The sequence below is a fragment of the Cupriavidus sp. CPT47-8839-RL05A genome (genome assembly GCF_058792255.1).
This window is the reverse complement of the sequence record NZ_JBYTEG010000008.1, coordinates 35,795-58,989: the sequence shown is the minus strand read 5'-3', so window position 1 is coordinate 58,989 and position 23,195 is coordinate 35,795. Positions and strand designations below refer to the sequence as shown.

The following is a 23,195-nucleotide window of genomic DNA, read 5'->3' as shown; positions in this document are numbered from 1 at the left end:
CCATGCCGCGCCCCCGGGAGGCTCAGGGCAGGGCGTGGCGGACCTCGCCAGCCTTTTCGTCGGGGCTGTCCACCGTCAGCAGCGGATTGATGAACAGCGAGGCCAGCGCGCCAACCCCGAGCAGCGCCCCCGAGATCATGAACGGCAGGTCATAGCTGCCGGTGCGCTCGATCAGGTAGCCGAACACCACCGGCGACACCATGCCGGCCACGCCGAAGCCGGTGTTCATCATGCCGCCCGCGGTGCCGGCGTACTTGCCGGCGATGTCCAGCGGCAGGCTCCACAGCACCGCGTTGGTCAGCTCCAGGAAGAAGAACGACAGCGACAGCAGGATCACCGCGTTGACGGCATCGGCCGTGAAGGTCATCGGCGCGATGAACATCAGCGAGCCGGCCAGCCCCACGAACAGGACCGCGCCGCGCGCCAGGCGCAGGTTGCCGGTGCGCTTGTAGATCCGGTCCGACAGCACGCCGCCGAGCGTATCGCCGACCACGCCGGCCATCAGCGGCAGCGCGGTGAACAGCGCCAGCTGCTTCAGGTCGAAGCCGCGTGCCTCCTTCAGGTACGAAGGCAGCCACGTCAGGTAGACCCACAGCGACCAGCCGTAGCAGAAGTCGACGAAGGTCACCAGCCACATGCGCCGGAACAGGCGCCGCCACGGCGTGGCCGCCTTGGCGGCCTGCCGGCTGTCGCCCTGCCGGTAGCCGATCTCCTGCAGTTCCTGCGCGGTCACGCGGCTGTGCTTGTCGGGCGAATCCTTGAAAAAGAAGGCGTACAGCAAGGTCCAGCCGAGGCTGACAGCGCCCAGCACGATAAAGGCTTCGCGCCAGCCGGCGGCGGCCACGATGACCAGCACGACCGGCGGCGTGATCGCGCCGCCCAGCCGCGCGAAGCTGTGGGTGATGCCCTGCGCGAAGCCGCGCTCCGCCACCGGCATCCAGTAGGTGAAGGCGCGCGTCGCGGTCGGGAACGCGCCGCCTTCGCCGATGCCCAGCACGAAGCGCAGCACCACCAGCATCAGCACGCTGCCCGCGAAGCCGGTCAGCACGGTGGCCACGCCCCAGATCAGCGACAGCACGATCAGCACCTTCTTGGGCCCGAACTTGTCTGCCATCCAGCCGCCGAGGATCTGCATGGCGGCATAGGGGTAGGCAAAGGCCGAGAACACCAGCCCCAGCTGCGATGTGGTCAGCCCCATTTCCTCGCGGATCAGGGGGGCGGCGACCGAGATGTTGACGCGGTCGATATAGGCGATGAAATACATCAGGCACATGACGCCCAGGATCATGTGCCGGGTCTTGATGCGTTGCTTCATAACCACCTCCTATGCGCGGCGCGCGCGTGGTGTTGACGGGGCGGCGGCCGGCGCACGGTCCGTAGCCATGCGCTTGCGGCGCGCCGGGGGCGCGGCGCCGGCCGCGCTGCCCCGTCCTTGAGCAATCTGTCTGCAGTCTTGAGTCGTGTCTCCTGGTCTGGTGGATTCCGGTCGGGCAGGCTCCTTGGCGAGGGTTGTGGAAGGGGGGAAGGTTCAGGCGTGGTCGAGCAGCTTCAGCCGTTGCACCTTGCCGGACGGGCCGCGCGGCAGCTCGGCGATAAAGCGGAACTCCTTCGGCGTCTTGTAGCGGCCCAGCTCGCGCAGGCAATGCGCGCGCAGCGCCGCGTCATCGCAGCGCGCGGCCTCGCGCATGACCACGTAGGCAACGATCTCCTGCCCGTAGGCCGGGTCCGGCACGCCGACCGCCGCGGCTTCGAGCACGGCCGGATGGCGCAGCAGCGCCTCGTCGATCTCGCGCGGGGCGATGTTCTCGCCGCCCTTGATGATCAGTTCCTTGGCGCGCCCGCTGATGTAGAAGTAGCCGTCGGCGTCGCGGTAGCCGAGGTCGCCCGTGCGCAGCCAGCCATCGTGCGTAAAGGCCTCGCGCGTGATATCCGGCGCCTTGTAGTAGCCCGCCATCACGCTCTCGCCCTGCAGCACGATCTCGCCGACCTGTCCGTCAGGCACCGGCTTGCCGTCGCGCCCGAGTACGCGTGCGCGCGTGCCAGATGGCCTGCCGATGCTGCCGATGCGCCGCTGGCCCGGGTCGAGCGGATTGCTGAACGCCGGTGCGGCAGTCTCGGTCATGCCCATGGTCTCGATCACGCCGATGCCGAAGCGCGCCTCGAAGGCGCGGTGATGCTCGGGCGGCAGCGCGGCCGAGGCCGAGCGGCAGAAGCGCACGCCGGCCGGAGCCTGGCCGTGTGGATCGTTCAGCAGGTAGGCGATGATGGTCGGCACCACGTTCAGCCAGGTGCAGCCGTGGCGCGCGCTGTCCTGCCAGAACGCGCTGGCGGAAAAGCGCATCGGCATCACCACCGAGCCGCCGTGCACCAGCGGCGCGATCGCGGTCACGACCAGGCCGTTGATGTGGTACAGCGGCAGCGTCGCCAGCACCCGGTCGGCCGGCCCGAGGCAGTGCTCGCGGCTGACGTTGGCGCCGTTGGCCACCAGGTTGCGCTGCGTCAGCAGCACGCCTTTGGGCGTGCCGGTGGTGCCGGACGTGTACATGAGCAGTGCGGGCGCGTCAGGCTGCGGTGGGGGCAGTGGCGACGCAGCGGCATGCGTGGCCGGCAGTGCCGGCAGGCTGTTGGCGTCGGGCGCGGTGACGAGCACCGGCAGGTCCAGCCCGGCCTCGCGCAGGGCTTCGCGGATGGCGGCTTCTCCGTCGGGCCAGGTGAAGACCAGCCGCGTATCCGAATGCCCCAGGATGTAGCGCAGCTGCGCCGGCTGGCACAGCAGGTTGATCGGGTTGACGACCAGCCCGCAGGCCATGGTGCCGAGCAGGAGCCGCGCGGTCTGCTCGCCGTTGGGCAGGTACACCGACACCGTCTGGCCGCTGCCCAGGCCGGCTGCCGCATAGCGGCGGCCGAGCGTGCCGGCGTCCGTCGCCAGCGCGCCGAACGTCAGCGCATGGCCGCTGTCCGGGGACAACAGGTAGCGCTTGTCGGGCCACTGCGCGGCGCGCACGGCTATCAGCGCTGCAAGCGTGTCGAACACCTCGGGTTCCGTGGGCGCGTTCATTTGCCGACCCTCGCGAAGTAATCGCCCAGCAGGTCCGCTTCATCGGGCACGTGCTCGGCGATGGGCACGGCGATGCGGGTGATGTTCAGGTATTGGCGCCAGCCGAGGTTGTCCGAGAAGTTGTTGCCGCCCCAGGTGCCGCAGCCCATCGACAACGAGAACGGCAGGCCGTTGTCGAAATTCCCGCCGGTGGCGAAGCAGTGCGCCTGGTTCACGATCACGCGCGCCACCGGCAGTTCCTGTCCGAGCTGCAGCGCATGGCGTGGGTTGGACGAATGCAGGCTGACCGAATGCCCGGCGCCCATATAGGCGTACAGGCTCGCCACGCGCTCGACCGCCGCCGCGAAGTCGGCCGCGCGGTAGAGCGTCAGCACGGGCGAGAGCTTCTCGCCGGAGAAGGGGTAGTCGCTGCCGACACCGGCTTCCTCCGCCAGCAGCATCGCGGGCTGCAGCGCGCGCACGCGTTCCAGCCCGGCGAGCTCGGCAATGCGGGTCGCGCTCTGTCCCGTGAAGGTGCCGGCGAGCTTGCCGTCGCGCCACATCAGCGCCTGCAGCCGCGCTTTCTCCGAAGCCGTGAGCAGCACGCCGCGGACCGCCGCCAGGGCGTCGAGCATGGGTGTGTAGACCGCGTCGAGCACGACCAGGCTGTTCTCCGAAGAGCAACTGGTGGCATTGTCGAAGGTCTTGGAGCGCACCACCTTGGCCGCCGCGTCATCCAGCGTGGCGCTGGCGTCGATGATCGATGCCACATTGCCGGCGCCCACGCCGAAGGCCGGTGTGCCGCAGGTGTAGGCCATGCGCACGTTGGCCTGCGAGCCGGTCGCGACCACCAGGTCGGCCTGCCGCATGAGCTCCGCCGTCGCGGCCTTCGAGACCGGCGCGGGCAGCATCTGGACCAGGTCGGCGGGCAGGCCGGCGCGCGCAAACTCGGCGTGGATGAACGACAGCAGCAGCGCGCAGGTGTCCTGCCCCTTCGGCGACGGCGCCACAATCACGCTGTTGCCGCACTTGAGCGCGTTGATGATCTTGTTGGCCGGCGTGGCCGCGGGATTGGTCGAAGGCGTAATGGCCGCCACCACGCCCACGGGCCGCGCGATCTCGGTGATGCCGGCTGCCGCATCCTGCGCGATCACGCCCACCGTCCTGCGGCCATGCAGGTCGCGCAGCAGGCCCAGCGTCTTGCGGTGGTTCTTGCGGATCTTGTCGTCGACATTGCCCAGCCCGGTGTCGGCGACGGCACGCTCGGCCAGCTGGCGGTTGCGCGCGGGCTCCATGATGGCCCACGCGGCTGCGGCGACTGCCGTGTCGATGGTGGCCTGGTCGGCACGCGCGAACTCGCGCTGCGCCTGCCTGGCCCGGGCCACGACCGCAGCGACGGCTTCAGCCGCGGCTTGCGCTGGCTGCACGGGCAGCGATGCCGTCGCTAGGGGCAAATCGGAATTGTTGGACTGCCGGCGATGCAGTATTTGCACACTCATGGATTCGACTCCGCGGTTTGGACGGTTAGGCCGCCGCGCTTTGTCGTGCACTTCGCGGCACCGTCGGCGGCCCTGGATCGAATCTAGTGAAGCGGGGCAGACAGGCCGTCCCAATTTGTGCGCTTTCGCGAGCGCGCAGCCGGGGTGCGATCGAGAATTCAGTTTTCGGGACGGCCATGCGTCCCGGAATCCTTTAAATTTGATCCATGAGCAATCATTCGAATGCCGCCGCCGTGCGCGCCTTCCGCATTCTCGAGATCCTGTCCGCGGCCGACGGACCGCTGTCGCTGGCGGCCATCGTGCAGGCGATCGAGCTGCCGAAGCAGACCGTCCACCGCATCCTCAAGCAGCTGGAAAGCACGTGGCTGGTGTCGCGCACGGCCGGCAACCGCCACTACGAGTGCTCATCGCGCGTGCGGCAGCTGGCCGTCAATGTGCTGATGCAGGCAGGTCCGGCGGCGGCGCGCCATGCGATCCTGCAGCAGCTGGTCGACAAGATCGGTGAGACCTGCAACCTGACCATGCTGTCCGGCGACGACGTGGTCTACCTGGACCGCGTGGAAACGCAATGGCCGCTGCGCATGCACCTGCAGCCGGGCTCGCGGGTGCCGCTGCACTGCACCGCCAGCGGCAAGCTGTTGCTGGCGTTCCTGCCGAGCGCGCAGCGCCAGCGCCTGGTTGCCAGCCTGCCGCTGCGCGCGCACTCGGCGCACACCATTACCAATGCCGAGGCCTTGCACGCGGAACTGGCCGAGACACGGCAGCGGCGTTTGGGGGTCAACAATCAGGAAAACCTGGAAGGCATGATCGCGGTCGCGGTGCCGGTGATGCGCAACCGGAGCCGCGCCTGCGCGGCGATTGCCGTGCAGGTGCCGATGGCACGCATGACGATGGACCAGCTGATGGGATTCGTGCCGGACCTGCGCCTGGCAGCGGACGAGATGGTGAAGACGTTCTGCGAATAGCCCGTGAGGGCGGTGTGCTCCCTCTCCCGCAAGCGGGAGAGGGAGCACACAATCCCGTAGCGAGCGCCCGTTGTTCAGGCCCCGGGAGTTGCCGGCGCGGCCGGATCCACCCCCGGCGGCGTCACGTTGAAGCAGCCGCGGTACGTGGCATAGAACGAGCAGTACAGGATCGCCAGCATCAGCAGCGAATACGGCGTGACCAGGAACGACAGCACCGTTTCCGCGCCGAAGGCGCTGAACACCGCCTCCAGGAAGAACGGGATCGCCACCAGCAGCATCGCGAACAGCACCGCGTAGGTGAGGAATGCGCCGCGGTTGCGCCAGCACGCGGTCCAGCTGAAGAACAGTGCCTTGACCGGCGGCACGCCGTGCCAGGCTGCCAGCAGCGGCGCGAACCAGAACATCATCGCGATCGGCGTGTACAGCAGCGCGCCGATCAGCATGGCGTAGTACAGCTGGCGCACCGCTTCGGCGGTCGGCGCTTCTTCCTTCAGCACGATCGGCACCAGCGCGCTCATGTCGACCACCGAGCCGGCGATCAGCCCCAGCATGAACACCAGCCCGGCGTAGATGCCGCCCAGCACCAGCAGGTTGCGCGTGGCTTCCTTGCCGTTGGCGCGGAAACCCGCCAGCAGCACGGTGGGCATCACCCGCTTGTTCTGGATCACGTCGCGGCATGCGGTCATCACGCCGACCGACAGGCCGGGGGTGACCACCAGCAGCGCGATAATGCCGATCAGCGGCACCACGATGGCCAGCTGCGCGGCGATCAGGTAGACGAACAGCAGCATCAGGAAGGTCAGCGGGTTCTTGCGGAACAGCCAGATGCCCTGGCGGAACCAGGTGTAGCCTTCCTTGGCAGGGACTTCCAGTAGTTGCATACGGATCAGATCCAGGGGAGCGGGGCGCTTGCAGGGTCCGCGCCGATGCGCCGGCGCAGGATGCGTTCGAAATGGGTCGGGTCGTGCGGTTGCAGCATGTCGGCCTCGCGCGGCAGGTAGAAGTCCCACAGTCGCGATACCCAGAAGCGCAGCGCACCCGCGCGCAGCATGTCCTGCCAGTGCGCGGCCTCGGTGGCGGTCAGCGGCCTCACGGCATGATAAGCCCGCAGCAAGGCCTGCGTGCGCGCGGGGTCGAGTTCGCCGCTGGCCAGGTCGATGCACCAGTCGTTGACGGTGACCGCCACATCGAACAGCCACTTGTCGTTGCCGGCGAAGTAGAAGTCGAAGAATCCGCCCAGGCGGTGGCGTCCGCTGCCGTCTTCCTCGAACAGCGCGTTGTCGCGGAACAGGTCGCAGTGGCACGGGCCCGAGCCCAGGCCGGCGTAGTCCGCGCTGGCGAAGAAGGCGGCCTGGTGGGCGATCTCCTGCTGCAGCAGCGCGCGCTGGCCGGCATCCAGGAAGGGCAGGATCTCAGGCTCGGTCTGCCGCCACCAGGGCAGGCTGCGCAGGTTGGGCTGCTGGCGCGGATAGTCCTGGCCGGCTAGGTGCATGCGTGCCAGCATGTCGCCCACTTCAGCGCAGTGCTGCGCGTCGGGCGCCAGTTGCGATGCGCCCGGCAGGCGCGTGACGATGGTGGCGGGCTTGCCCTTGAGCGGGCGCAGGATCTCGCCGTCGCGCGCCGGGATCGGCGCGGGCACGCGGATGCCGCGCTCGGCCAGGTGCGCCATCAGGTGCAGGTAGTACGGCAGCTGCGCGAACGTGAGCCGCTCGAAAATGGTCAGCACATACTGGCGCGTCTGGCCATCGTGCTCCGTGGTAAGGAAGAAATTGCTGTTCTCGATGCCCGAGGCGATGCCGCGCAGCTCGCGCACTTCGCCAAGGTTGAAATCCAGCAGCCAGCGGGCGATCTCGTCCTGCGAGACCGTGGTGAATACGGCCATACTCGTTGTGTGAAGCGAATCGGGAAGCGGCGGGCACCGGTTTCCGGACAAAGTCCGGGCCGCCGCCGCGGCATGACACTGCCGGAGGGCCGGCGCGGCCTGGGGCTTACGCCAGGCCGTGGGTAGCGAACTCAGAACTTCAGGTTGACCGAAGGCACGCGGTTGACATCGTGCTCGCGGATCTTGGGCGAGCTGTCTTCCGGCTTGCTCATCTCGTATTTAGTGCCGAAACCCGACCTGACCTGGATATCGGTGGCCCGTCCCTTGTCGCGGTACTCGCGCACCTGGGTGCCATCGCGTTCATTGAGCTGGAAGCTCGGCTGGCGCGGCTGGTTCAGTTGCGACTTGGCCGCCGGGGCGATCGGCTGGTTGTTGATCTGGTTCAGCTCCTGCTGCGTCAGCGCATTGCTTTCCTGCGCGACGGCCCAGCCGGAAGCCAGCGCCAGCGTGGCGGCGGCCACGGCGGCGAGGCTGGACACGGACCGCCTGGCAGGCGATTCAGGCTCGCCGGTCACGGCGGAAGACCGCGTGGGCCGGACCGAGCGGGCGGTGGAGGGGGAGGTCATCAGGTGCTCCTGTGCGGGGCTGCGGCGCAGCTTGCGCGCAACCCCGCGGCATGCGGCGGTTGGACTGCAACCCGGCGGCGCCGGGCTTGGAAGACGGACAGGTTCCATTCTAGCAATTCCTGCCGTGCGCAGGCCGCTGCCGTGCCCCGGGGGGCACCTGCGCAACGGGCGCCGGGTGCCGGGTACGTGGCTTGGCGCCGCGCGCCCCGGCGTCCATGCCTTACAGGTAGAACATCTCTTCCTTGGGCGGAATCGGCTTGTCGCCGCCGCGCTGCTCGTAGTAGTCGTAGACCGCTTCCAGCACTTCGTGCGGTTCGTCGACGATCTTCATCAGGTCCAGGTCGTGCTCGGCGATCAGGCCCATCGGCAGCAGCGTGAAGCGGAACCAGTCCAGCAGGCCCTTCCAGAAACGGCTGCCGAACATGATCACCGGCACCGAGCGCGACTTGCCGGTCTGCACCAGCGTCAGCACCTCGGCCAGCTCGTCGAGCGTGCCGAAGCCGCCCGGCATCACGATGAAGGCGTCCGAATTCTTGACGAAGGTGACCTTGCGCGTGAAGAAGTGGCGAAAGCGCATGGCAATGTCCTGGTACGGATTGCCCTGCTGCTCGTGCGGCAGTTCGATGTTCAGGCCGACGCTGGCGGACTTGCCGGCATGCGCGCCCTTGTTGGCCGCTTCCATGATGCCGGGGCCGCCGCCGGAGATCACGGCAAAGCCGGCGTCCGAAAACAGCCGGGCGATCTCGATGGTGCGCTGGTAGTACGGCGAGTCCTCGCGCAGGCGCGCGCTGCCGTAGATCGACACGGCCGGGCGGATCTCGGAGAGGTACTCGGTGGCCTCGATGAACTCTGCCATAATCGTGAACATTTGCCACGAGGCGCGCGCCTTCTTCGCGGTAGCGCGGTCTTCGTCGGCCAGCGCACGCAGGCTGGGGATCATCTTGCGCGGATTGGCGCGCGCGGCCGCAGCAGCGGCCTTTTCAGCAGCAACTTCGGGCGGATTGCCCGCGGCAGCAGCATCGGCCGCCGCGGCGATGGCCGCGGCGTGCTCGGAAGCAGCCTCCGGCGGGGGTTGCACGGTATCGCCGGAAATGTCGGAAACATCCGGGTCAGCAAGGGGGGCGGTCGAGGCACCGCCTGCAGCGGCACCAGTCAATTTTGAGTCCATGGGAATGTCGGATAGTCCAAAAACACTCTTGCTCGTCGATGGATCGAGCTATCTGTATCGCGCTTATCACGCTCTGCCGGACCTGAGGAATGGGGAGGGTCTGCCCACAGGGGCAATCTACGGCATGATCAACATGCTGCGCAAGTTGCGCAACGACTACCCGGCAGAGTATAGCGCCTGCGTGTTCGACGCCAAGGGCAAGACCTTCCGCGACGACATGTATCCGGCCTACAAGGAACATCGCCCGTCGATGCCGGAAGACCTGGCGCGCCAGATCGAGCCGATCCATGAGGCCGTGCGCGCCATGGGCTGGCCGATCGTGGTGGTTGACGGCGTGGAGGCCGACGACGTGATCGGCACGCTGTCGCGCCAGGCCACGGAGCAGGGCGTGCGCACGGTGGTGTCCACCGGCGACAAGGACCTGGCGCAGCTGGTCAACGACCAGGTCACGCTGGTCAATACCATGAGCGGCGAGGTGCTCGATCCCCCTGGCGTGGTGGCCAAGTTCGGCGTGCCGCCCGAGCGCATCATCGACTACCTGTCGCTGATCGGTGATGCGGTCGACAACGTGCCGGGCGTGCCCAAGGTCGGCCCCAAGACCGCGGTCAAATGGCTGGCCGAGCATGGCTCGCTCGACGGCGTGATCGCCGCCGCCCCCGGCATCAAGGGCGTGGTGGGCGAGAACCTGCGCAATACGCTGGACTGGCTGCCGATGGCGCGCCAGCTGGTCACGGTCAAGACCGACTGCGACCTCTCCGCCGCGGTGGCGGACTTCCACGCGCTGCGCGAAATCGGCGAGGACAAGGACAAGCTGGTGGCGTTTTTCTCGCGCTACGGCTTCAAGACCTGGCTGCGCGAAGCGACCGGCGAAAGCCTGCCCGATGCCCGCGCCCAGGCCCGCGCCCGCGCGGCCGCCGCGCCGGCGCAAGGCGGCCTGTTCGATGTGCCGGCCGCGGCCGGCGCAGCCGAGGCACCGGCAGCGGACCAGGCCGCGCCGACCGAGATCAGCTACCAGACGGTCAGCACCGAAGCCCAGCTGGAAGACTGGATGCGGCGCATCGAGGCCGCACCGCTGGTGGCGATCGACACCGAGACTACTTCGCTGGACCCGATGCAGGCGCAGCTGGTCGGCATCTCGCTGTCGGTCGAGCCGGGCGTGGCCTGCTATATCCCGGTGGCGCACCGTGGCCCGGACGTGGCCGGGCTGCCCGACCACGGCCAGCTGTCGCGCGAGTTCGTGCTGGGGCGCATGCGTGCATGGCTGGAAGATGCCGGCCGCCCGAAGCTGGGCCAGAACCTCAAGTACGACGTCCATGTCTTTGCCAACCATGGTGTGAAGCTGCGCGGCGTGGCGCACGACACCATGCTGCAGAGCTACGTGCTGGCCTCGCACCGCAACCATGGCATGGACAGCCTGGCCGAGCGCCTGCTGAGCCTGAAGACCATCACCTATGAAGAGGTGTGCGGCAAGGGCGCCAGCCAGATCGGCTTCGACCAGATCGACCTGGCGCGCGCCACCGAATACGCTGCCGAAGACGCCGACGTGACCCTGCGCCTGCACCGCAAGATGTTCCCGCAGGTGGAAGCCGCGGCGGGCCTGCGCCGCGTGTATGAAGAGATCGAGATGCCGGTCTCGGTGGTGCTGCAGAAGGTCGAGCGCAACGGCGTGCTGATCGATGCCGAACGCCTGGCCGCGCAGAGCGCCGAGCTGGGCCAGCGCATGCTGGCGCTGGAGCAGGCCGCCTACGAGGCCGCCGGCCAGCCCTTCAACCTGGGCTCGCCCAAGCAGATCGGCGAGATCCTGTTCAGCCAGATGAAGCTGCCGGTGGTGAAGAAAACCGCCAGCGGCGCGCCCTCGACCGACGAAGAGGTGCTGCAGAAGCTGGCCGAGGACTACCCGCTGCCCAAGCTGCTGCTGGACTACCGCGGCCTGGCCAAGCTCAAGTCCACCTATACCGACAAGCTGCCCAAGATGGTCAACCCGCAGACCGGCCGCGTGCACACCAGCTACGGCCAGGCCACCGCGGTGACCGGCCGGCTGGCGTCGACCGAGCCCAACCTGCAGAACATCCCGGTGCGCACCGAGGAGGGCCGCCGCATCCGCGAAGCCTTTATCGCCGAGCCCGGCAGCGTGATCGTGTCGGCCGACTACTCGCAGATCGAGCTGCGCATCATGGCCCATATCTCGGGCGACGAGAACCTGCTGCGCGCCTTTGCCAACGGCGAGGACATCCACCGCGCCACCGCCGGCGAGATCTTCGGCGTGGAGCGCGAGGCCGTCAGCAGCGAGCAGCGCCGCTACGCCAAGGTGATCAACTTCGGCCTGATCTACGGCATGAGCGCGTTCGGCCTGGCCGGCAACCTGGGTATCGAGCGCGAGGCCGCCAAGCACTACATCGACCGTTATTTCATGCGCTACCCGGGCGTGGCCCACTACATGGAAGAGACCCGGCAGACCGCGCGCGAGCAAGGCTATGTCGAGACCGTGTTCGGCCGCCGGCTGTGGCTGCCCGACATCAACGGCGGCAGCGGCCCGCGCCGGCAGGCCGCCGAGCGCGCCGCCATCAACGCGCCGATGCAGGGCACCGCCGCCGACCTGATCAAGCTGTCGATGATCGCGGTGCAGGGCTGGCTGGAGCGCGACGGGCTGCAGACGCGCCAAATCATGCAGGTGCACGATGAACTGGTGCTGGAGGTGCCGGAGCATGAGCTGGAGCTGGTCAAGGTGCGGCTGCCGGAGCTGATGTGCTCGGTGGCGCAGCTGCGCGTGCCGCTGGTGGCCGAAGTGGGCAGCGGCGCCAACTGGGAAGAAGCGCACTGACGAGGCCGCCTGTCAGCCAGCCTGCGCCGCCCATGCGTTGTGGTATCGAATGAAGCGACTGCTGAGTCAGGCCCACCGGCTTGCCAGCCATGCTGCAATGCAGCAGACTGTGGCAAACGCCTCAGGCAAGAATTTACAAAAAACGCATCAGGTAGACCATGACAGAAACAAGGACGCCCCGCATCGTTGTCGTCGGTGGGGGAGCAGGGGGGCTGGAACTGGTAACGAAGCTGGGCGACAAGCTCGGCCGCAAGGGGCAGGCGCAGGTGGTGCTGGTGGACCGCCTGCCCACCCACATCTGGAAGCCGCTGCTGCATGAAGTGGCAGCCGGCAGCATGGACCCCAACACGCACCAGCTGGAATACGCGGCGCAGGCGCGCTGGCATCACTTCGAGTTCCAGCTGGGCGAGCTGACCGGCATCGACCGCACCCGCAAGACCATCTCGGTATCGGCCAGCTTCGACGAGGACGGCGCCGAACTGCTGCCGGCGCGCGAGCTGCCCTATGACACGCTGGTGCTGGCGATCGGCTGCGTCACGCATTTCTTCGGCGTGCCCGGCGCGGCCGAGAATGCCATCGCACTGGACGTCGTGGCGCAGGCCGAGCGCTTCCGCAAGCGGCTGATTGCGGCCTGCGTGCGGGCCCAGAACGGGCGCGGGCGCGTGGGCGAGGACGGTCGGCCGCGCGTTGACGTGGCCATCATCGGCGCGGGCGCCACCGGCGTTGAGCTGTCGGCCGAACTGCGTAACACCGCGCACGTGCTCAGCGCCTACGGCCTGCACCAGCTTGACCCGCGCCGCGACGTGCATATCCACGTGATCGAGGCCGGCCCGCGCATCCTGCCGGCGCTGTCCGAACGGGTCTCGGTCGAGACCGCCAAGCTGCTCAAGAAGCTCGACGTCGGTGTCCTGACCAGCGAGCGCGTGACCGAGGTCACGCCGCAGGCGGTGCTGACCGCCAGCGGCAAGCATATCGATGCCGACCTGACGGTATGGGCGGCGGGCATCACCGCGCCGCCGGTGCTGGCCACGCTGGGGCTGCCGGTCAGCCGCCAGGGCCAGATCGTGGTCGGCCCGACGCTGCAGAGCGAGGGCGACCCGGACATCTTCGCCTTCGGCGACTGCGCCAGCTGCCCGTGGGCCGAGAAGCAGACCACGGTGCCGCCGCGCGCACAGGCCGCGCACCAGCAGGCCACCTTCCTCTACAACGCCCTGCGCGCCCGGCTGGACGGGCGTCCGCTGCCGTCGTTCGCCTTCAAGGACCTCGGCTCGCTGGTGTCGCTGGGGCATTTCAGCGCGGTGGGCAGCCTGATGGGCGGGCTGATCGGCGGCTCGATGTTCATCGAAGGGCTGATGGCGCGCGTCATGTACACGTCGCTGTACCGGATGCATGTGATGGCGCTGCACGGCGCCGTGGGCATGGCGCTGGACACGGTCTCGCACTGGCTGCGTCGCAAGACCAGCCCGCGCGTCAAGCTGCACTGACGCGCGCCGGGCCGGGGCTTCCCGCGCTGCACCATGCCGCGCGGGCGGCTGGCGTGCGGGGGGCTGCAAAGCCGCCCCATGTTTTCTCCATGTCTGCTTAAAATCTGCCGCTGGCGCCGCATCCCGGCCCAGCCACCAACGATCCTGGAGACACGCATGCTCAAACCGGAAGTGGATAGCCTCGTCCCCGGCCAGACGTTCGACCGCCGCGGCTTTGTCAAGACGGCGCTGGGTTCCGCCTTTGCGGCGGCCGCGCTGCCGGTGATGGCCCAGCAGGCCATCAAGACCGACTTTGCCGGCCTGAGCGCCGGCGAGGTCACCATCCCCTCGGGCGGCTTCAGCATGCCGGCCTACCGCGCCCAGCCCGAAGGCAAGAAGAACCTGCCGGTGGTGCTGGTGGTCAGCGAGATCTTCGGCGTGCACGAGCATATCGCCGACGTGTGCCGGCGCTTTGCCAAGCTGGGCTACCTGGCGATCGGGCCGGAACTGTTCGCGCGCCAGGGCGATCCGCAGAGCTTCGGCACCATCCAGGAGCTGCAGCGCGAGGTGATTGCCAAGGTGCCTGACGCGCAGGTGATGGGCGACCTGGACGCCGCGGTGGCCTGGGCCGGTGCCAACGGCGGCGACGTGTCGCGCCTGGCCATCACCGGCTTCTGCTGGGGCGGGCGCATGACCTGGCTCTATGCAGCGCACAGCAAGCGCCTGAAGGCCGGCGTGGCCTGGTATGGCCAGCTGGCGCCCGAGCCGACCCCGCTCAAGCCGAAGAATCCCATCGACCTGGTCGGCCAGCTCCATGCCCCGGTACTCGGCCTGTATGGCGGCAAGGACACCGGCATCCCGCAGGAGCAGGTGGAGAGGATGAAGTCCGCGCTGGCGGCGTCGTCCGACCCGGACGCCAAGGCCTCGCGCTTTATCGTCTATCCCGAGTCCGGCCATGCCTTCCATGCCGATTACCGGCCCAGCTACCGTGAAGCCGATGCCAGGGATGGCTGGCAGAAGTGCCTGGACTGGTTCAGGCAGCACGGCGTGGCCTGATCCGGCCGTCCCGGCGCCGCGAGGCGCCTCTCGCCCGACAGCAGGATTGCAAAGTCCCGGCGGATACGTACAATGCGGCCTTTGAGTTATTGCAACATTGTTGCGTTAGCCGCCCGGCGCGATGCGGGCGGAACGGCGGGGCCGCCCGGTACCGCCACCCCGGGAGCCCATCATCCATTCGACGCTTTTGTATATCCTGCTCGCCGCCACGATCTCGGGGGTGGGCAGCATCTTCGGGGCGGCGCTGCTGTCGCTGACGGTGGCGTCCCGCGTGGTCGAGCGCATGGTGAGCTTTTCGGTGGGCGTGCTGCTGGCCACCGCGCTGCTGCATTCGCTGCCCGAGGCGTTCGAGTCCGGCGCCGACCCGCGCGCGCTGTTCGGCACGCTGCTGGCCGGGCTGCTCGGTTTCTTCCTGCTGGAAAAGATCTCGCTACTGCGCCACTCGCACCACCACGAGGGCGACGGGCACCACCATCACCACGGCCATGACCGCGAGGAAGCGGGGCGCAGCGGCCTGACCATCCTGGTCGGCGACACCTTCCACAATTTTGCCGACGGCATCGTGATCGCGGCGGCCTTCCTGGCCGATCCGCATATCGGCGTGGTCACCGCGCTGGCGATCGCGGCGCACGAGATCCCGCAGGAAGTCGGCGACTTCATCGTGCTGCTCAATGCCGGCTTCTCCAAGGCCCGTGCCTTTGCCTTCAACTTGCTGTCGAGCCTGGCGGCCATCGCCGGCGGCGTGGTCGGGTATTTCCTGCTCGACCAGCTGAGCGGCTGGATTCCGTACGTGCTGGTGATTGCCGCCAGCAGCTTCCTCTATATCGCGGTCAGCGACCTGATGCCCCAGATGCAGCGCAAGCCGCGCTGGCGCGAGTCGGCGATCCAGGTGGTGCTGGTGGCCGCGGGCATCTCGGCGATCGTCTTCATCACCAACGGCGTGCACGAGAGCCACAGCCACGGCGGGCACGGCCATATTGCGCCCGCCGCGCCCATTGCCTCGTCACGCTGACCTCAGGCGGCCCCGGTCGCGACCGGGCGCGCCGGATCGGCGCACCATTCGCTCCATGATCCCGGGTACAGCGCCGCGCCGCCCAGGCCGGCCGCTTCCAGCGCCAGCAGGTTGTGGCAAGCCGTGACACCGGAGCCGCACTGCATCACTGCCTGCGCCGGGGCGCGCGCACCCAGCACTGCGCCGAATTCCGCGCGCAGGGTCTCGGCCGGCTTGAAGCGGCCGTCCGCGCCCAGGTTGTCCTTGAAGAAGCGGTTGACCGCGCCGGGGATATGGCCGCCAACCGGGTCCAGCGTCTCGTTCTCGCCGCGGAAGCGGTCGGGCGCGCGCGCATCCACCACCAGCAGCGAGGCGCGCTCGAGGTTGTCCACCAGCGCGGCGGCGTCGACGGTCGGCGCCAGCGACTTGCGGCGTTGGAACTTGCCGGGGAATTCCGGCTCTTCTGTGGCATCGTGTTCCAGCGGCAGGCCGGCCTTGACCCAGGCGTCCTTGCCGCCGTCGAGCACGGCCACGGCATCGTGGCCGAGCCAGCGCAACAGCCACCACAGCCGCGCGGCGAACATGCCGCCCTGCGCATCGTAGGCCACTACCGGGGTGTCGTCGTCCACGCCCAGCGCCTGCAGGCGCGCCACCAGGTCGTCGGCGTCGGGCAGGGGGTGGCGGCCGTTGCTGCCGGTCTTGGGGCCGGACAGCTCGTTGTCCAGGTGCAGGTAGAAGGCGCCGGGCAGGTGGCCGGTGCGGTAGGCCTCGCGGCCGGCGGCCGGGTCGGCCAGGTCGAAGCTGCAGTCGATCACGACGCAGCCGCCGGGGGTGGCCAGCAGCGATTGCAGCGCGGTGACGGAAATCAGCGGTTTCTGCATGGGAATCCTGTTGCGATCGATGGAAATGGGTCTAGTTCACCAGGGGATGCTACACCTCGGGGTGGACTTCCGCCTCCGGCGACTTGACCGGCGTGGCCGGCGTGGGCTTGGCATCGGTGCCCTGGCGCGCGCGCATCAGCGTGGTGGCGATGCCGCTGGCGATGATCAGCCCCATGCCCAGCCACGACAGCCAGTTCAGCCGGTCGGACCAGATCAGCATGCCCCACACGCTGGAAAAGACGATGCCGGCGTATTGCAGGTTGGCGGTCAGCAGCGTGTTGCCGCGCTTGTAGGCGCGCGTCATCGCGGTCTGTCCCAGCGTGGCCAGGATGCCGATGGCCAGCAGCAGGCCGGCGCCGTACCAGGTATGCGCGCTGACGCCGCCCAGCAGCATCCACACCAGCCCGGCGATCATGCCGACCAGCGAGAAATAGAACACGATGCGGCCCTCGGGCTCGCCCAGCTGGCCGAGCTGGCGCACCTCGACATAGGCCAGCGCCGTGAACATGCCCGAGATCAGTCCGACCAGGCCGCCGGTCAGCTGGTCCTTGCCGACCGAAGGCTGCAGCAGGCAGATCACGCCGGCAAAGGACAGCAGGATCGCCAGCACCAGGCGCCGGTCGGCATTGCCGCCGGTGCCGGCCAGCGCCGCGCCGGCGCCCAGGATCAGCGCGATCCACACCGGCGACATGTAGTTCAGCGTCATCGCGGTGGCCAGCGGCAGCAGCGAGATCGAGGTGAACCACAGCATCAGCGCGGTCACGCCGAACACGCTGCGCTTGATGTGCGACAGCATGTAGGGCGTGCGCACCGGGATCCCGCGCGAGGACAGCAGCACCCACATGATGACCACGCTGATCAGGCCGCGGTAGAAGACGATCTCGCCGGTGGTGTAGAGATCGGATGCCAGCTTGACGCCAACCCCCATCAACGAGAAGGCGAAGGCGGCGAACAGCATCCAGAGCGATTGCATGGCGAGGGCGCGGTGAAGCGAAACGAAGCGGGAAGGAGAGGCGTCCGGCGCGCGGGCGGGCTTCGTGTCTGGCCTCGCGTCGCGCAAGCGGTGTGGCTGCCGGCACCGGACAATGATTCTAGCAGCGCACTTCGCGTCCCAAAGGAAAACGGACCGCCGGGGCGGTCCGTTCTTGCGTGCGTTGTGCGGTTATCGCACTAGTCCGCCGGACTAGCCCGCGTAAGCCATGGCGCGGCGATACCACTCATGGAAATGCTGCATGCCGTCTTCCATCGGCGACTGGTACGGCCCGACTTCGCTGGTGCCGCGCTTGAGCAGCGCCAGCCGGCCGGCATCCATGCGCTCGGCGATCTCGTCGTCCTCGATGCAGGTTTCCATGTAGGCGGCGCGCTCGGCCTCTACGAACTCGCGCTCGAACAGCGCGATTTCCTCGGGGTAGTAGAACTCCACCACATTGCGCGTCTTGCGCGGGCCGAGCGGGTGCAGCGTCGAGATCACCAGCACGTTGGGGTACCACTCCACCATGATGTTGGGGTAGTAGGTCAGCCAGATCGCACCGTGCTTGGGCAGCACGCCGTCGTTGAAGCGCAGCACCGCGTCGTGCCACTTCTGGTACGTCGGGCTGCCGGGGCGCTTCAGGCCGGCATGCAGGCCCACGGTCTGCACGCTGTGCCACTCGCCGAACTCCCACTTGAGGTCGTCGCACGAGACGAAGCTGCCCAGCCCCGGGTGGAACGGCACGACGTGGTAGTCCTCCAGGTAGACCTCGATAAAGGTCTTCCAGTTGTAGTCGCACTCGTGCACCTCGACGTGGTCCAGCATGTAGCCGTCGAAGTTCAGGTCCTGCGCCACACCCAGCCTGGCCAGGTCGGCGCGCACGTCGCGCTTGCCGTCGAACAGCAGGCCGTTCCAGTTCTGCAGCGGCGAGCGCTTCAGGTGCAGGCAGGGTTGCTTGTCGAAATGCGGCGCGCCGAGCAGCTCGCCCTTCAGGTCGTAGGTCCAGCGGTGCAGGGGGCAGACGATGTTCTGCGCATTGCCACGGCCGTTGAGCATGATGGCCTGGCGGTGGCGGCAGACGTTGGACATCAGTTCGATGCCGGCGGCGTTGCGTACCAGCATGCGGCCTTCGTCCTCGGCCCTGAGCGTGTGGTAGTCGCCGACTTCCGGAACCATCAGCTCGTGGCCGATATAGCCCGGGCCATTCCTGAACAGCAGTTCGAGTTCTTGTTGATGCAGCGCTTCGTCGAAATAGACGCCGACGGGCAGTTGCGAATCAGCCGGCGCCAGGTTGAGCGCGGTGCTGAGATTGGACATTATCCCCACTCCCAGATGAACAGGTGAAAGCAGTGAACAACCCAACCATCGAAAATTGAATCGATTTGGGAAAGACTTCCGCCAGGTCGGCAAGGTCCGGTAGCCCCCTGGCGGCGAGGGGGAGATTGTACCCGACCCAAAAAGTTAAGGGACTGATTTTTTTGCCTTTTTAGCGAAAAAGTCGACCCGGGTCGTCATCGGGGTGCCGTACCGGGCGCATTCGGAAAGACGACCCGAGCGCACAAGTCACTTCTGTGGTTTGTGCACCCCGATAGGTCCACGCCGACCGTGCGCAAGGATGGGGCAAGCTCCCGCTTTGGCGTAAAATCCGGGCTTCCCCATCCGGGTTTCCCCCGGGGTCCTTGATTCCAGGTCCTGATATGCCAAAAACGACGACCGCTCCGGTCCAGACCGACAACACCGCCGACACCAGCGCATCGGCGCCGCCCGCTTCCTACGAAGCGGCGATGGCCGAGCTGGAAACGCTGGTGGCCAGCATGGAAAGCGGCGAACTGCCGCTGGAGGCATCGCTGGCGGCCTACCGCCGCGGCGCCGAGCTGGTGCGCTACTGCCAGCAGAAGCTGGAACGGGTCGAGCAGCAGGTCCGCGTGCTGGATGGCGATGTGCTCAAGCCGCTGGCCGGCGAGGGCAATGGCGCCAACGGTGCACTGGGGGCGGACGAGGCATGAGTGATTTTGCCCAATGGATGCAGGCCCAGGGCGCCCGCACCGAGGCCGCCCTGCAGGCGGCGCTGCCCGCTGCCGGGACCGTCCCGCATACGCTGCACGAAGCCATGCGCTATGCTGCACTGAGCGGCGGCAAGCGCGTGCGGCCGCTGCTGGTGCATGCCGCCGGCGAGGTCAGCGGGGCGGCTCCGGCCGCCTGCGACGCGGCGGCCTGCGCGGTGGAGATGATCCACGCCTATTCGCTGGTGCACGACGACATGCCCTGCATGGACGACGACGACCTGCGCCGCGGCCGGCCCACAGTGCACAAGGCCTATGACGAGGCCACCGCATTGCTGGTTGGCGACGCGCTGCAGACCCAGGCCTTTATCGTGCTGGCCGGTGCCGGGGCGATCGCGCCCGCGGCGCGGCTGCAGCTGGTGGCCGAGCTGGCGCTGGCGTCGGGCTCGACCGGCATGGCCGGCGGCCAGGCGATCGACCTGCAGAACGTGGGCCGCGCCATGACGCGCGAGGCGCTCGAGGCCATGCATCGCATGAAGACCGGCGCGCTGTTGCGCGCCAGTGTGCGCATGGGTGCGCTATGTGGTGAAATCGACGCCGAGGGCCTGGCCGCGCTGGACCGCTATGCGGCGGCAGTGGGATTGGCGTTCCAGGTGGTTGACGATATTCTGGACGTCACTGCCGATACCGCCACGCTGGGCAAGACCGCCGGCAAGGACGCCGCCCATGACAAGCCGACCTATGTGTCGCTGATGGGGCTTGACCCGGCACGCGCACTGGCCGGGACGCTGCGCGCCGACGCTCACGAGGCGCTGGCCGGCTTTGGCGAGCGCGCGGACCGCCTGCGGGACCTGGCGGACCTGATCGTGCTGCGCACACACTAAACAGAGAGCCGGCCGAACGGACATCATGACCTACGCACTCCTCAACAAGATTGACGCCCCCGCAGACCTGCGCAAGCTCGACCGGCGCGAGCTCCAGACCCTGGCGGACGAACTGCGCGCCTATGTGCTGGAGTCGGTCTCGCAGACCGGCGGCCACCTGTCGTCCAACCTGGGCACGGTCGAGCTGACCATCGCGCTGCACTACGTCTTCAACACCCCCGATGACCGGCTGGTGTGGGACGTGGGCCACCAGAGCTATCCGCACAAGATCCTGACCGGGCGCCGCGAGCGCATGGGCACGCTGCGCCAGTGGGGCGGCATCTCGGGCTTCCCGCGTCGCAGCGAGAGCGAATACGACACCTTCGGCACGGCGCATTCGTCGACCTCGATCTCGGCCGCGCTGGGCATGGCGCTGGGTGCGCGCACGCTGGGCGAGAAGCGCGTCTCGGTGGCGGTGATCGGCGACGGCGCCATGACCGCGGGCATGGCCTTCGAGGCCCTGAACAACGCCGGCGTCTACAAGGACCTGCCGCTGGTGGTGGTGCTCAACGACAACGACATGTCGATCTCGCCGCCGGTGGGCGCGCTCAACCGCCACCTGGCGCGGCTCTTGAGCGGCCAGTTCTACGCGGCCACCAAGAAGGGCATCGAGAAAGTCCTGTCGGTGGCGCCGCCGGTGCTGGAGTTCGCCAAGCGCTTCGAGGAACATGCCAAGGGCATGATGGTGCCGGCCACGCTGTTCGAGGAATTCGGCTTCAACTACATCGGCCCGATCGACGGCCACGACCTGAACTCGCTGGTGCCGACGCTGCTGAATATCCGCGAGCGCGCGCTCGAGGGCGCGGGCCCGCAGTTCCTGCACGTGGTGACCAAGAAGGGCCAGGGCTACAAGCTGGCCGAGGCCGACCCGATCCTCTACCACGGCCCGGGCAAGTTCAACCCGGCCGAGGGCATCCGCCCGGCGGCCAAGCCGGCGCGCAAGACCTACACGCAGGTGTTCGGCGACTGGCTGTGCGACATGGCCGCGGCCGACAAGCGCCTGGTCGGCATTACCCCGGCGATGCGCGAGGGCTCGGGCATGGTCGAGTTCGAGCGGCGCTTCCCGGACCGCTACTACGACGTGGGCATCGCCGAGCAGCACGCCGTGACCTTCGCCGGCGGCCTGGCCTGCGAGGGTCTCAAGCCGGTGGTGGCGATCTACTCGACCTTCCTGCAGCGCGGCTACGACCAGCTGATCCACGACGTGGCGCTGCAGAACCTGCCGGTGGTGTTCGCGCTGGACCGTGCCGGCCTGGTCGGCGCCGACGGTGCCACGCACGCGGGTGCCTACGATATCGCCTACCTGCGCTGCATCCCCAACATGATGGTGATGACGCCGTCCGACGAGAACGAGTGCCGTCAGCTGCTGACCACTGCGTTCCACCAGGCGTGCCCGAGCGCCGTGCGCTATCCGCGCGGCTCCGGCCCGGGCGCGGCCATTGCCGCAGAGCTCGCCACCGTGCCAGTCGGCAAGGGCGTGATGCGCCGCGAGGGCGGTGCGCGCGCGGGGCATCGCGTGGGCTTCCTGGCGTTCGGCTCGATGGTGCACCCGGCCCTGGGTGCCGCCGAGGCGCTGGACGCCGCGGTCGCCGACATGCGCTTCGTCAAGCCGCTCGACGTGGAGCTGGTCAAGCGCCTGGCCGCGGAGAACGACTACCTGGTGACGGTGGAAGAGGGCAGCGTGATGGGCGGCGCCGGCAGCGCCGTGCTGGAGGCACTGGCCGAGGCCGGCATCGACAAGCCGGTGCTGACGCTGGGCCTGCCCGACCGCTTCGTCGACCACGGCGACCCGGCCTATCTGCTGCAGCAATGCGGCCTGGATGCGGCCGGCATCGAGCGCTCGGTGCGCGAGCGCTTCGGGCTGGACCAGCCCAAGGTCACGGTCGCCTCGCGCGTGGCCTGATCACCTGCTGTCCCGAAGGGGATTCGGCCCTCGCACCACGAGTGCGTCCGAATTCCCTTAAACTCCCCTTTTTTGTGTTCGCAGCTGCGGGCCGGCGTGCCACTTGCCGGATCCCGTGGTTTCACACTCGTTGCGCGGCATGGATGGACTGCGAAATTGCCGCGACCGTAAGGGCTCGTGCCGTCCCACCTGGGCGCGACCCTGGAGGAAACCGTAGATGAATGACATCAATCCCGCCTTCGTCATGCCCGACGTCCAGTCGAGCCCCGACACCCGCCAGATCCCCATCCAGCGTGTCGGTGTCAAGGGCGTGCGTTACCCCGTGACCCTTAAGACCCCGACCGGCATCGTGCCGAGCGTGGGCACCTTCAATCTCGACGTGCACCTGCCGGCGGACCAGAAGGGCACGCATATGTCGCGCTTCGTCGCGCTGCTGGAAGAAGAGCGCGCGCCGCTGGAGCTGTCCAGCTTCCGGCTGATGCTGGACAAGATGCTGGAAAAGCTGGAAGCCGAGGCCGGCCGCATCGAGGTCACCTTCCCGTACTTCATCAGCAAGACCGCGCCGGTGTCGGGCGTGGAGTCGCTGCTGGACTACGAGGTCACGCTGACCGGCGAAGTGCGCAACGGCGCCACGCGCGTGTTCCTGAAGGCGCTGGTACCGGTGACCAGCCTGTGCCCGTGCTCGAAGAAGATCTCGCAATACGGCGCGCACAACCAGCGTTCGCATATCACCATGGACGTGGAACTGGCCGGCGAGCTGCCGGTGGAAGCGCTGGTGCGCATGGCCGAGGAAGAGGCCTCGTGCGAGCTGTGGGGCCTGCTCAAGCGCCCGGACGAGAAGTTCGTCACCGAGCGCGCCTATGAGAACCCCAAGTTCGTCGAGGACCTGGTGCGCGATATCGCCATGCGGCTGAATGCGGATGACCGCATCGTGGCCTATGTGCTGGAGGCGGAGAACTTTGAGTCGATCCACAACCACAGCGCGTATGCGGTGATCGAGCGGGACAAGCGCGTCGACTGACCGCGTTGTCGCTGCAATGGAAAGAGCCACCGCATGCGGTGGCTCT

General features: G+C 68.0%; 19 protein-coding genes. 9 read left to right on the top strand and 10 right to left on the bottom strand.

What is annotated here, in order from left to right:
• Positions 1-22: 22 nt before the first annotated feature.
• The 3 genes from AC3WVS_RS11445 to sauS form a co-directional block, all read right to left on the bottom strand.
• The gene (locus AC3WVS_RS11445) at positions 23-1,315 is read right to left on the bottom strand and encodes an MFS transporter (protein ID WP_492318728.1); all 1,293 of its coding nucleotides are present in this window, start codon (positions 1,313-1,315) and stop codon (positions 23-25) included.
• 213 nt (positions 1,316-1,528) lie between these two features.
• A complete protein-coding gene (locus AC3WVS_RS11440) occupies positions 1,529-3,058 on the bottom strand; it encodes an acyl--CoA ligase (protein ID WP_492318727.1) in 1,530 nt (509 codons plus the stop codon).
• A complete protein-coding gene (sauS, locus tag AC3WVS_RS11435) occupies positions 3,055-4,536 on the bottom strand; it encodes an acylating sulfoacetaldehyde dehydrogenase (RefSeq protein ID WP_492318726.1) in 1,482 nt (493 codons plus the stop codon). The genes AC3WVS_RS11440 and sauS overlap by 4 nt, the downstream gene beginning before the upstream one ends.
• 206 nt (positions 4,537-4,742) lie before the next feature.
• Here sauS and AC3WVS_RS11430 point away from each other — a divergent pair, with 206 nt between their 5' ends.
• Positions 4,743-5,501 carry an IclR family transcriptional regulator gene (locus tag AC3WVS_RS11430; protein ID WP_010813655.1) on the top strand — a complete coding sequence of 253 codons (759 nt, stop codon included), beginning with the start codon at positions 4,743-4,745 and terminating at the stop codon, positions 5,499-5,501.
• Positions 5,502-5,575: 74 nt separating this feature from the next.
• Here the strand turns inward: AC3WVS_RS11430 and AC3WVS_RS11425 are convergent, their stop codons facing one another.
• From AC3WVS_RS11425 to AC3WVS_RS11410, 4 genes are all read right to left on the bottom strand, one after another.
• A complete protein-coding gene (locus AC3WVS_RS11425) occupies positions 5,576-6,382 on the bottom strand; it encodes a BPSS1780 family membrane protein (RefSeq protein ID WP_492318725.1) in 807 nt (268 codons plus the stop codon).
• Between the two features lie 5 nt (positions 6,383-6,387).
• Entirely contained in the window at positions 6,388-7,383 is a 996-nt protein-coding gene (locus AC3WVS_RS11420) for a homoserine kinase (protein WP_492318724.1), read from the bottom strand.
• 131 nt (positions 7,384-7,514) lie between these two features.
• Positions 7,515-7,949, bottom strand: a complete 435-nt coding sequence (locus AC3WVS_RS11415; RefSeq protein ID WP_492318723.1) for a hypothetical protein — start codon at positions 7,947-7,949, stop codon at positions 7,515-7,517.
• 220 nt (positions 7,950-8,169) lie between these two features.
• Positions 8,170-9,117: an LOG family protein gene (locus tag AC3WVS_RS11410; RefSeq protein ID WP_011615808.1), complete on the bottom strand. Its 948-nt coding sequence runs from the start codon at positions 9,115-9,117 to the stop codon at positions 8,170-8,172.
• Positions 9,118-9,121: 4 nt separating this feature from the next.
• Between AC3WVS_RS11410 and polA the strand changes: the two genes are divergently transcribed.
• From polA to AC3WVS_RS11390, 4 genes are all read left to right on the top strand, one after another.
• Positions 9,122-11,938, top strand: coding sequence for a DNA polymerase I (polA, locus tag AC3WVS_RS11405; protein ID WP_492318722.1), 2,817 nt, complete (start codon positions 9,122-9,124; stop codon positions 11,936-11,938).
• Positions 11,939-12,096: 158 nt separating this feature from the next.
• A complete protein-coding gene (locus AC3WVS_RS11400) occupies positions 12,097-13,422 on the top strand; it encodes an NAD(P)/FAD-dependent oxidoreductase (protein ID WP_492318721.1) in 1,326 nt (441 codons plus the stop codon).
• A gap of 156 nt (positions 13,423-13,578) precedes the next feature.
• On the top strand, positions 13,579-14,457 hold the full coding sequence (locus AC3WVS_RS11395) for a dienelactone hydrolase family protein (RefSeq protein ID WP_010813648.1): 879 nt from the start codon (positions 13,579-13,581) through the stop codon (positions 14,455-14,457).
• A gap of 121 nt (positions 14,458-14,578) precedes the next feature.
• Positions 14,579-15,469, top strand: a complete 891-nt coding sequence (locus AC3WVS_RS11390) for a ZIP family metal transporter (protein WP_011615804.1) — start codon at positions 14,579-14,581, stop codon at positions 15,467-15,469.
• Between the two features lie 2 nt (positions 15,470-15,471).
• On the opposite strand, the gene AC3WVS_RS11385 is transcribed toward AC3WVS_RS11390, so the two are convergent.
• From AC3WVS_RS11385 to AC3WVS_RS11375, 3 genes are all read right to left on the bottom strand, one after another.
• Positions 15,472-16,329, bottom strand: coding sequence for a sulfurtransferase (locus AC3WVS_RS11385; RefSeq protein ID WP_492318720.1), 858 nt, complete (start codon positions 16,327-16,329; stop codon positions 15,472-15,474).
• Between the two features lie 49 nt (positions 16,330-16,378).
• Positions 16,379-17,302: a DMT family transporter gene (locus tag AC3WVS_RS11380; protein ID WP_010813645.1), complete on the bottom strand. Its 924-nt coding sequence runs from the start codon at positions 17,300-17,302 to the stop codon at positions 16,379-16,381.
• Between the two features lie 210 nt (positions 17,303-17,512).
• A complete protein-coding gene (locus AC3WVS_RS11375) occupies positions 17,513-18,616 on the bottom strand; it encodes an aromatic ring-hydroxylating oxygenase subunit alpha (RefSeq protein WP_492318719.1) in 1,104 nt (367 codons plus the stop codon).
• 380 nt (positions 18,617-18,996) lie between these two features.
• Here AC3WVS_RS11375 and AC3WVS_RS11370 point away from each other — a divergent pair, with 380 nt between their 5' ends.
• The 4 genes from AC3WVS_RS11370 to folE2 all read left to right on the top strand — a co-directional run bounded on the left by AC3WVS_RS11370 (position 18,997) and on the right by folE2 (position 23,149).
• Complete coding sequence (locus AC3WVS_RS11370; RefSeq protein WP_492318718.1) at positions 18,997-19,305, top strand: exodeoxyribonuclease VII small subunit; 309 nt, start codon at positions 18,997-18,999, stop codon at positions 19,303-19,305.
• Complete coding sequence (locus tag AC3WVS_RS11365) at positions 19,302-20,186, top strand: polyprenyl synthetase family protein (RefSeq protein WP_492318717.1); 885 nt, start codon at positions 19,302-19,304, stop codon at positions 20,184-20,186. The genes AC3WVS_RS11370 and AC3WVS_RS11365 overlap by 4 nt, the downstream gene beginning before the upstream one ends.
• Positions 20,187-20,211: 25 nt before the next feature.
• Positions 20,212-22,128 (top strand): 1-deoxy-D-xylulose-5-phosphate synthase, encoded by a 1,917-nt coding sequence (gene dxs, locus AC3WVS_RS11360; protein WP_492318716.1) that lies wholly within the window; start codon positions 20,212-20,214, stop codon positions 22,126-22,128.
• A 217-nt stretch (positions 22,129-22,345) separates the two neighbouring features.
• Positions 22,346-23,149, top strand: a complete 804-nt coding sequence (folE2, locus tag AC3WVS_RS11355) for a GTP cyclohydrolase FolE2 (RefSeq protein WP_492318715.1) — start codon at positions 22,346-22,348, stop codon at positions 23,147-23,149.
• Positions 23,150-23,195 lie beyond the last annotated feature (46 nt).

Excerpts from the sequence above, each read along its gene's own strand:
- AC3WVS_RS11445 (WP_492318728.1), bottom strand. The coding sequence starts at position 1,315 with ATGAAGCAACGCATCAAGACCCGGCACATGATCCTGGGCGTCATGTGC.
- AC3WVS_RS11440 (WP_492318727.1), bottom strand. The coding sequence starts at position 3,058 with ATGAACGCGCCCACGGAACCCGAGGTGTTCGACACGCTTGCAGCGCTG.
- sauS (WP_492318726.1), bottom strand. The coding sequence starts at position 4,536 with ATGAGTGTGCAAATACTGCATCGCCGGCAGTCCAACAATTCCGATTTG.
- AC3WVS_RS11430 (WP_010813655.1), top strand. The coding sequence starts at position 4,743 with ATGAGCAATCATTCGAATGCCGCCGCCGTGCGCGCCTTCCGCATTCTC.
- AC3WVS_RS11425 (WP_492318725.1), bottom strand. The coding sequence starts at position 6,382 with ATGCAACTACTGGAAGTCCCTGCCAAGGAAGGCTACACCTGGTTCCGC.
- AC3WVS_RS11420 (WP_492318724.1), bottom strand. The coding sequence starts at position 7,383 with ATGGCCGTATTCACCACGGTCTCGCAGGACGAGATCGCCCGCTGGCTG.
- AC3WVS_RS11415 (WP_492318723.1), bottom strand. The coding sequence starts at position 7,949 with ATGACCTCCCCCTCCACCGCCCGCTCGGTCCGGCCCACGCGGTCTTCC.
- AC3WVS_RS11410 (WP_011615808.1), bottom strand. The coding sequence starts at position 9,117 with ATGGACTCAAAATTGACTGGTGCCGCTGCAGGCGGTGCCTCGACCGCC.
- polA (WP_492318722.1), top strand. The coding sequence starts at position 9,122 with ATGTCGGATAGTCCAAAAACACTCTTGCTCGTCGATGGATCGAGCTAT.
- AC3WVS_RS11400 (WP_492318721.1), top strand. The coding sequence starts at position 12,097 with ATGACAGAAACAAGGACGCCCCGCATCGTTGTCGTCGGTGGGGGAGCA.
- AC3WVS_RS11395 (WP_010813648.1), top strand. The coding sequence starts at position 13,579 with ATGCTCAAACCGGAAGTGGATAGCCTCGTCCCCGGCCAGACGTTCGAC.
- AC3WVS_RS11390 (WP_011615804.1), top strand. The coding sequence starts at position 14,579 with ATGCGGGCGGAACGGCGGGGCCGCCCGGTACCGCCACCCCGGGAGCCC.
- AC3WVS_RS11385 (WP_492318720.1), bottom strand. The coding sequence starts at position 16,329 with ATGCAGAAACCGCTGATTTCCGTCACCGCGCTGCAATCGCTGCTGGCC.
- AC3WVS_RS11380 (WP_010813645.1), bottom strand. The coding sequence starts at position 17,302 with ATGCAATCGCTCTGGATGCTGTTCGCCGCCTTCGCCTTCTCGTTGATG.
- AC3WVS_RS11375 (WP_492318719.1), bottom strand. The coding sequence starts at position 18,616 with ATGTCCAATCTCAGCACCGCGCTCAACCTGGCGCCGGCTGATTCGCAA.
- AC3WVS_RS11370 (WP_492318718.1), top strand. The coding sequence starts at position 18,997 with ATGCCAAAAACGACGACCGCTCCGGTCCAGACCGACAACACCGCCGAC.
- AC3WVS_RS11365 (WP_492318717.1), top strand. The coding sequence starts at position 19,302 with ATGAGTGATTTTGCCCAATGGATGCAGGCCCAGGGCGCCCGCACCGAG.
- dxs (WP_492318716.1), top strand. The coding sequence starts at position 20,212 with ATGACCTACGCACTCCTCAACAAGATTGACGCCCCCGCAGACCTGCGC.
- folE2 (WP_492318715.1), top strand. The coding sequence starts at position 22,346 with ATGAATGACATCAATCCCGCCTTCGTCATGCCCGACGTCCAGTCGAGC.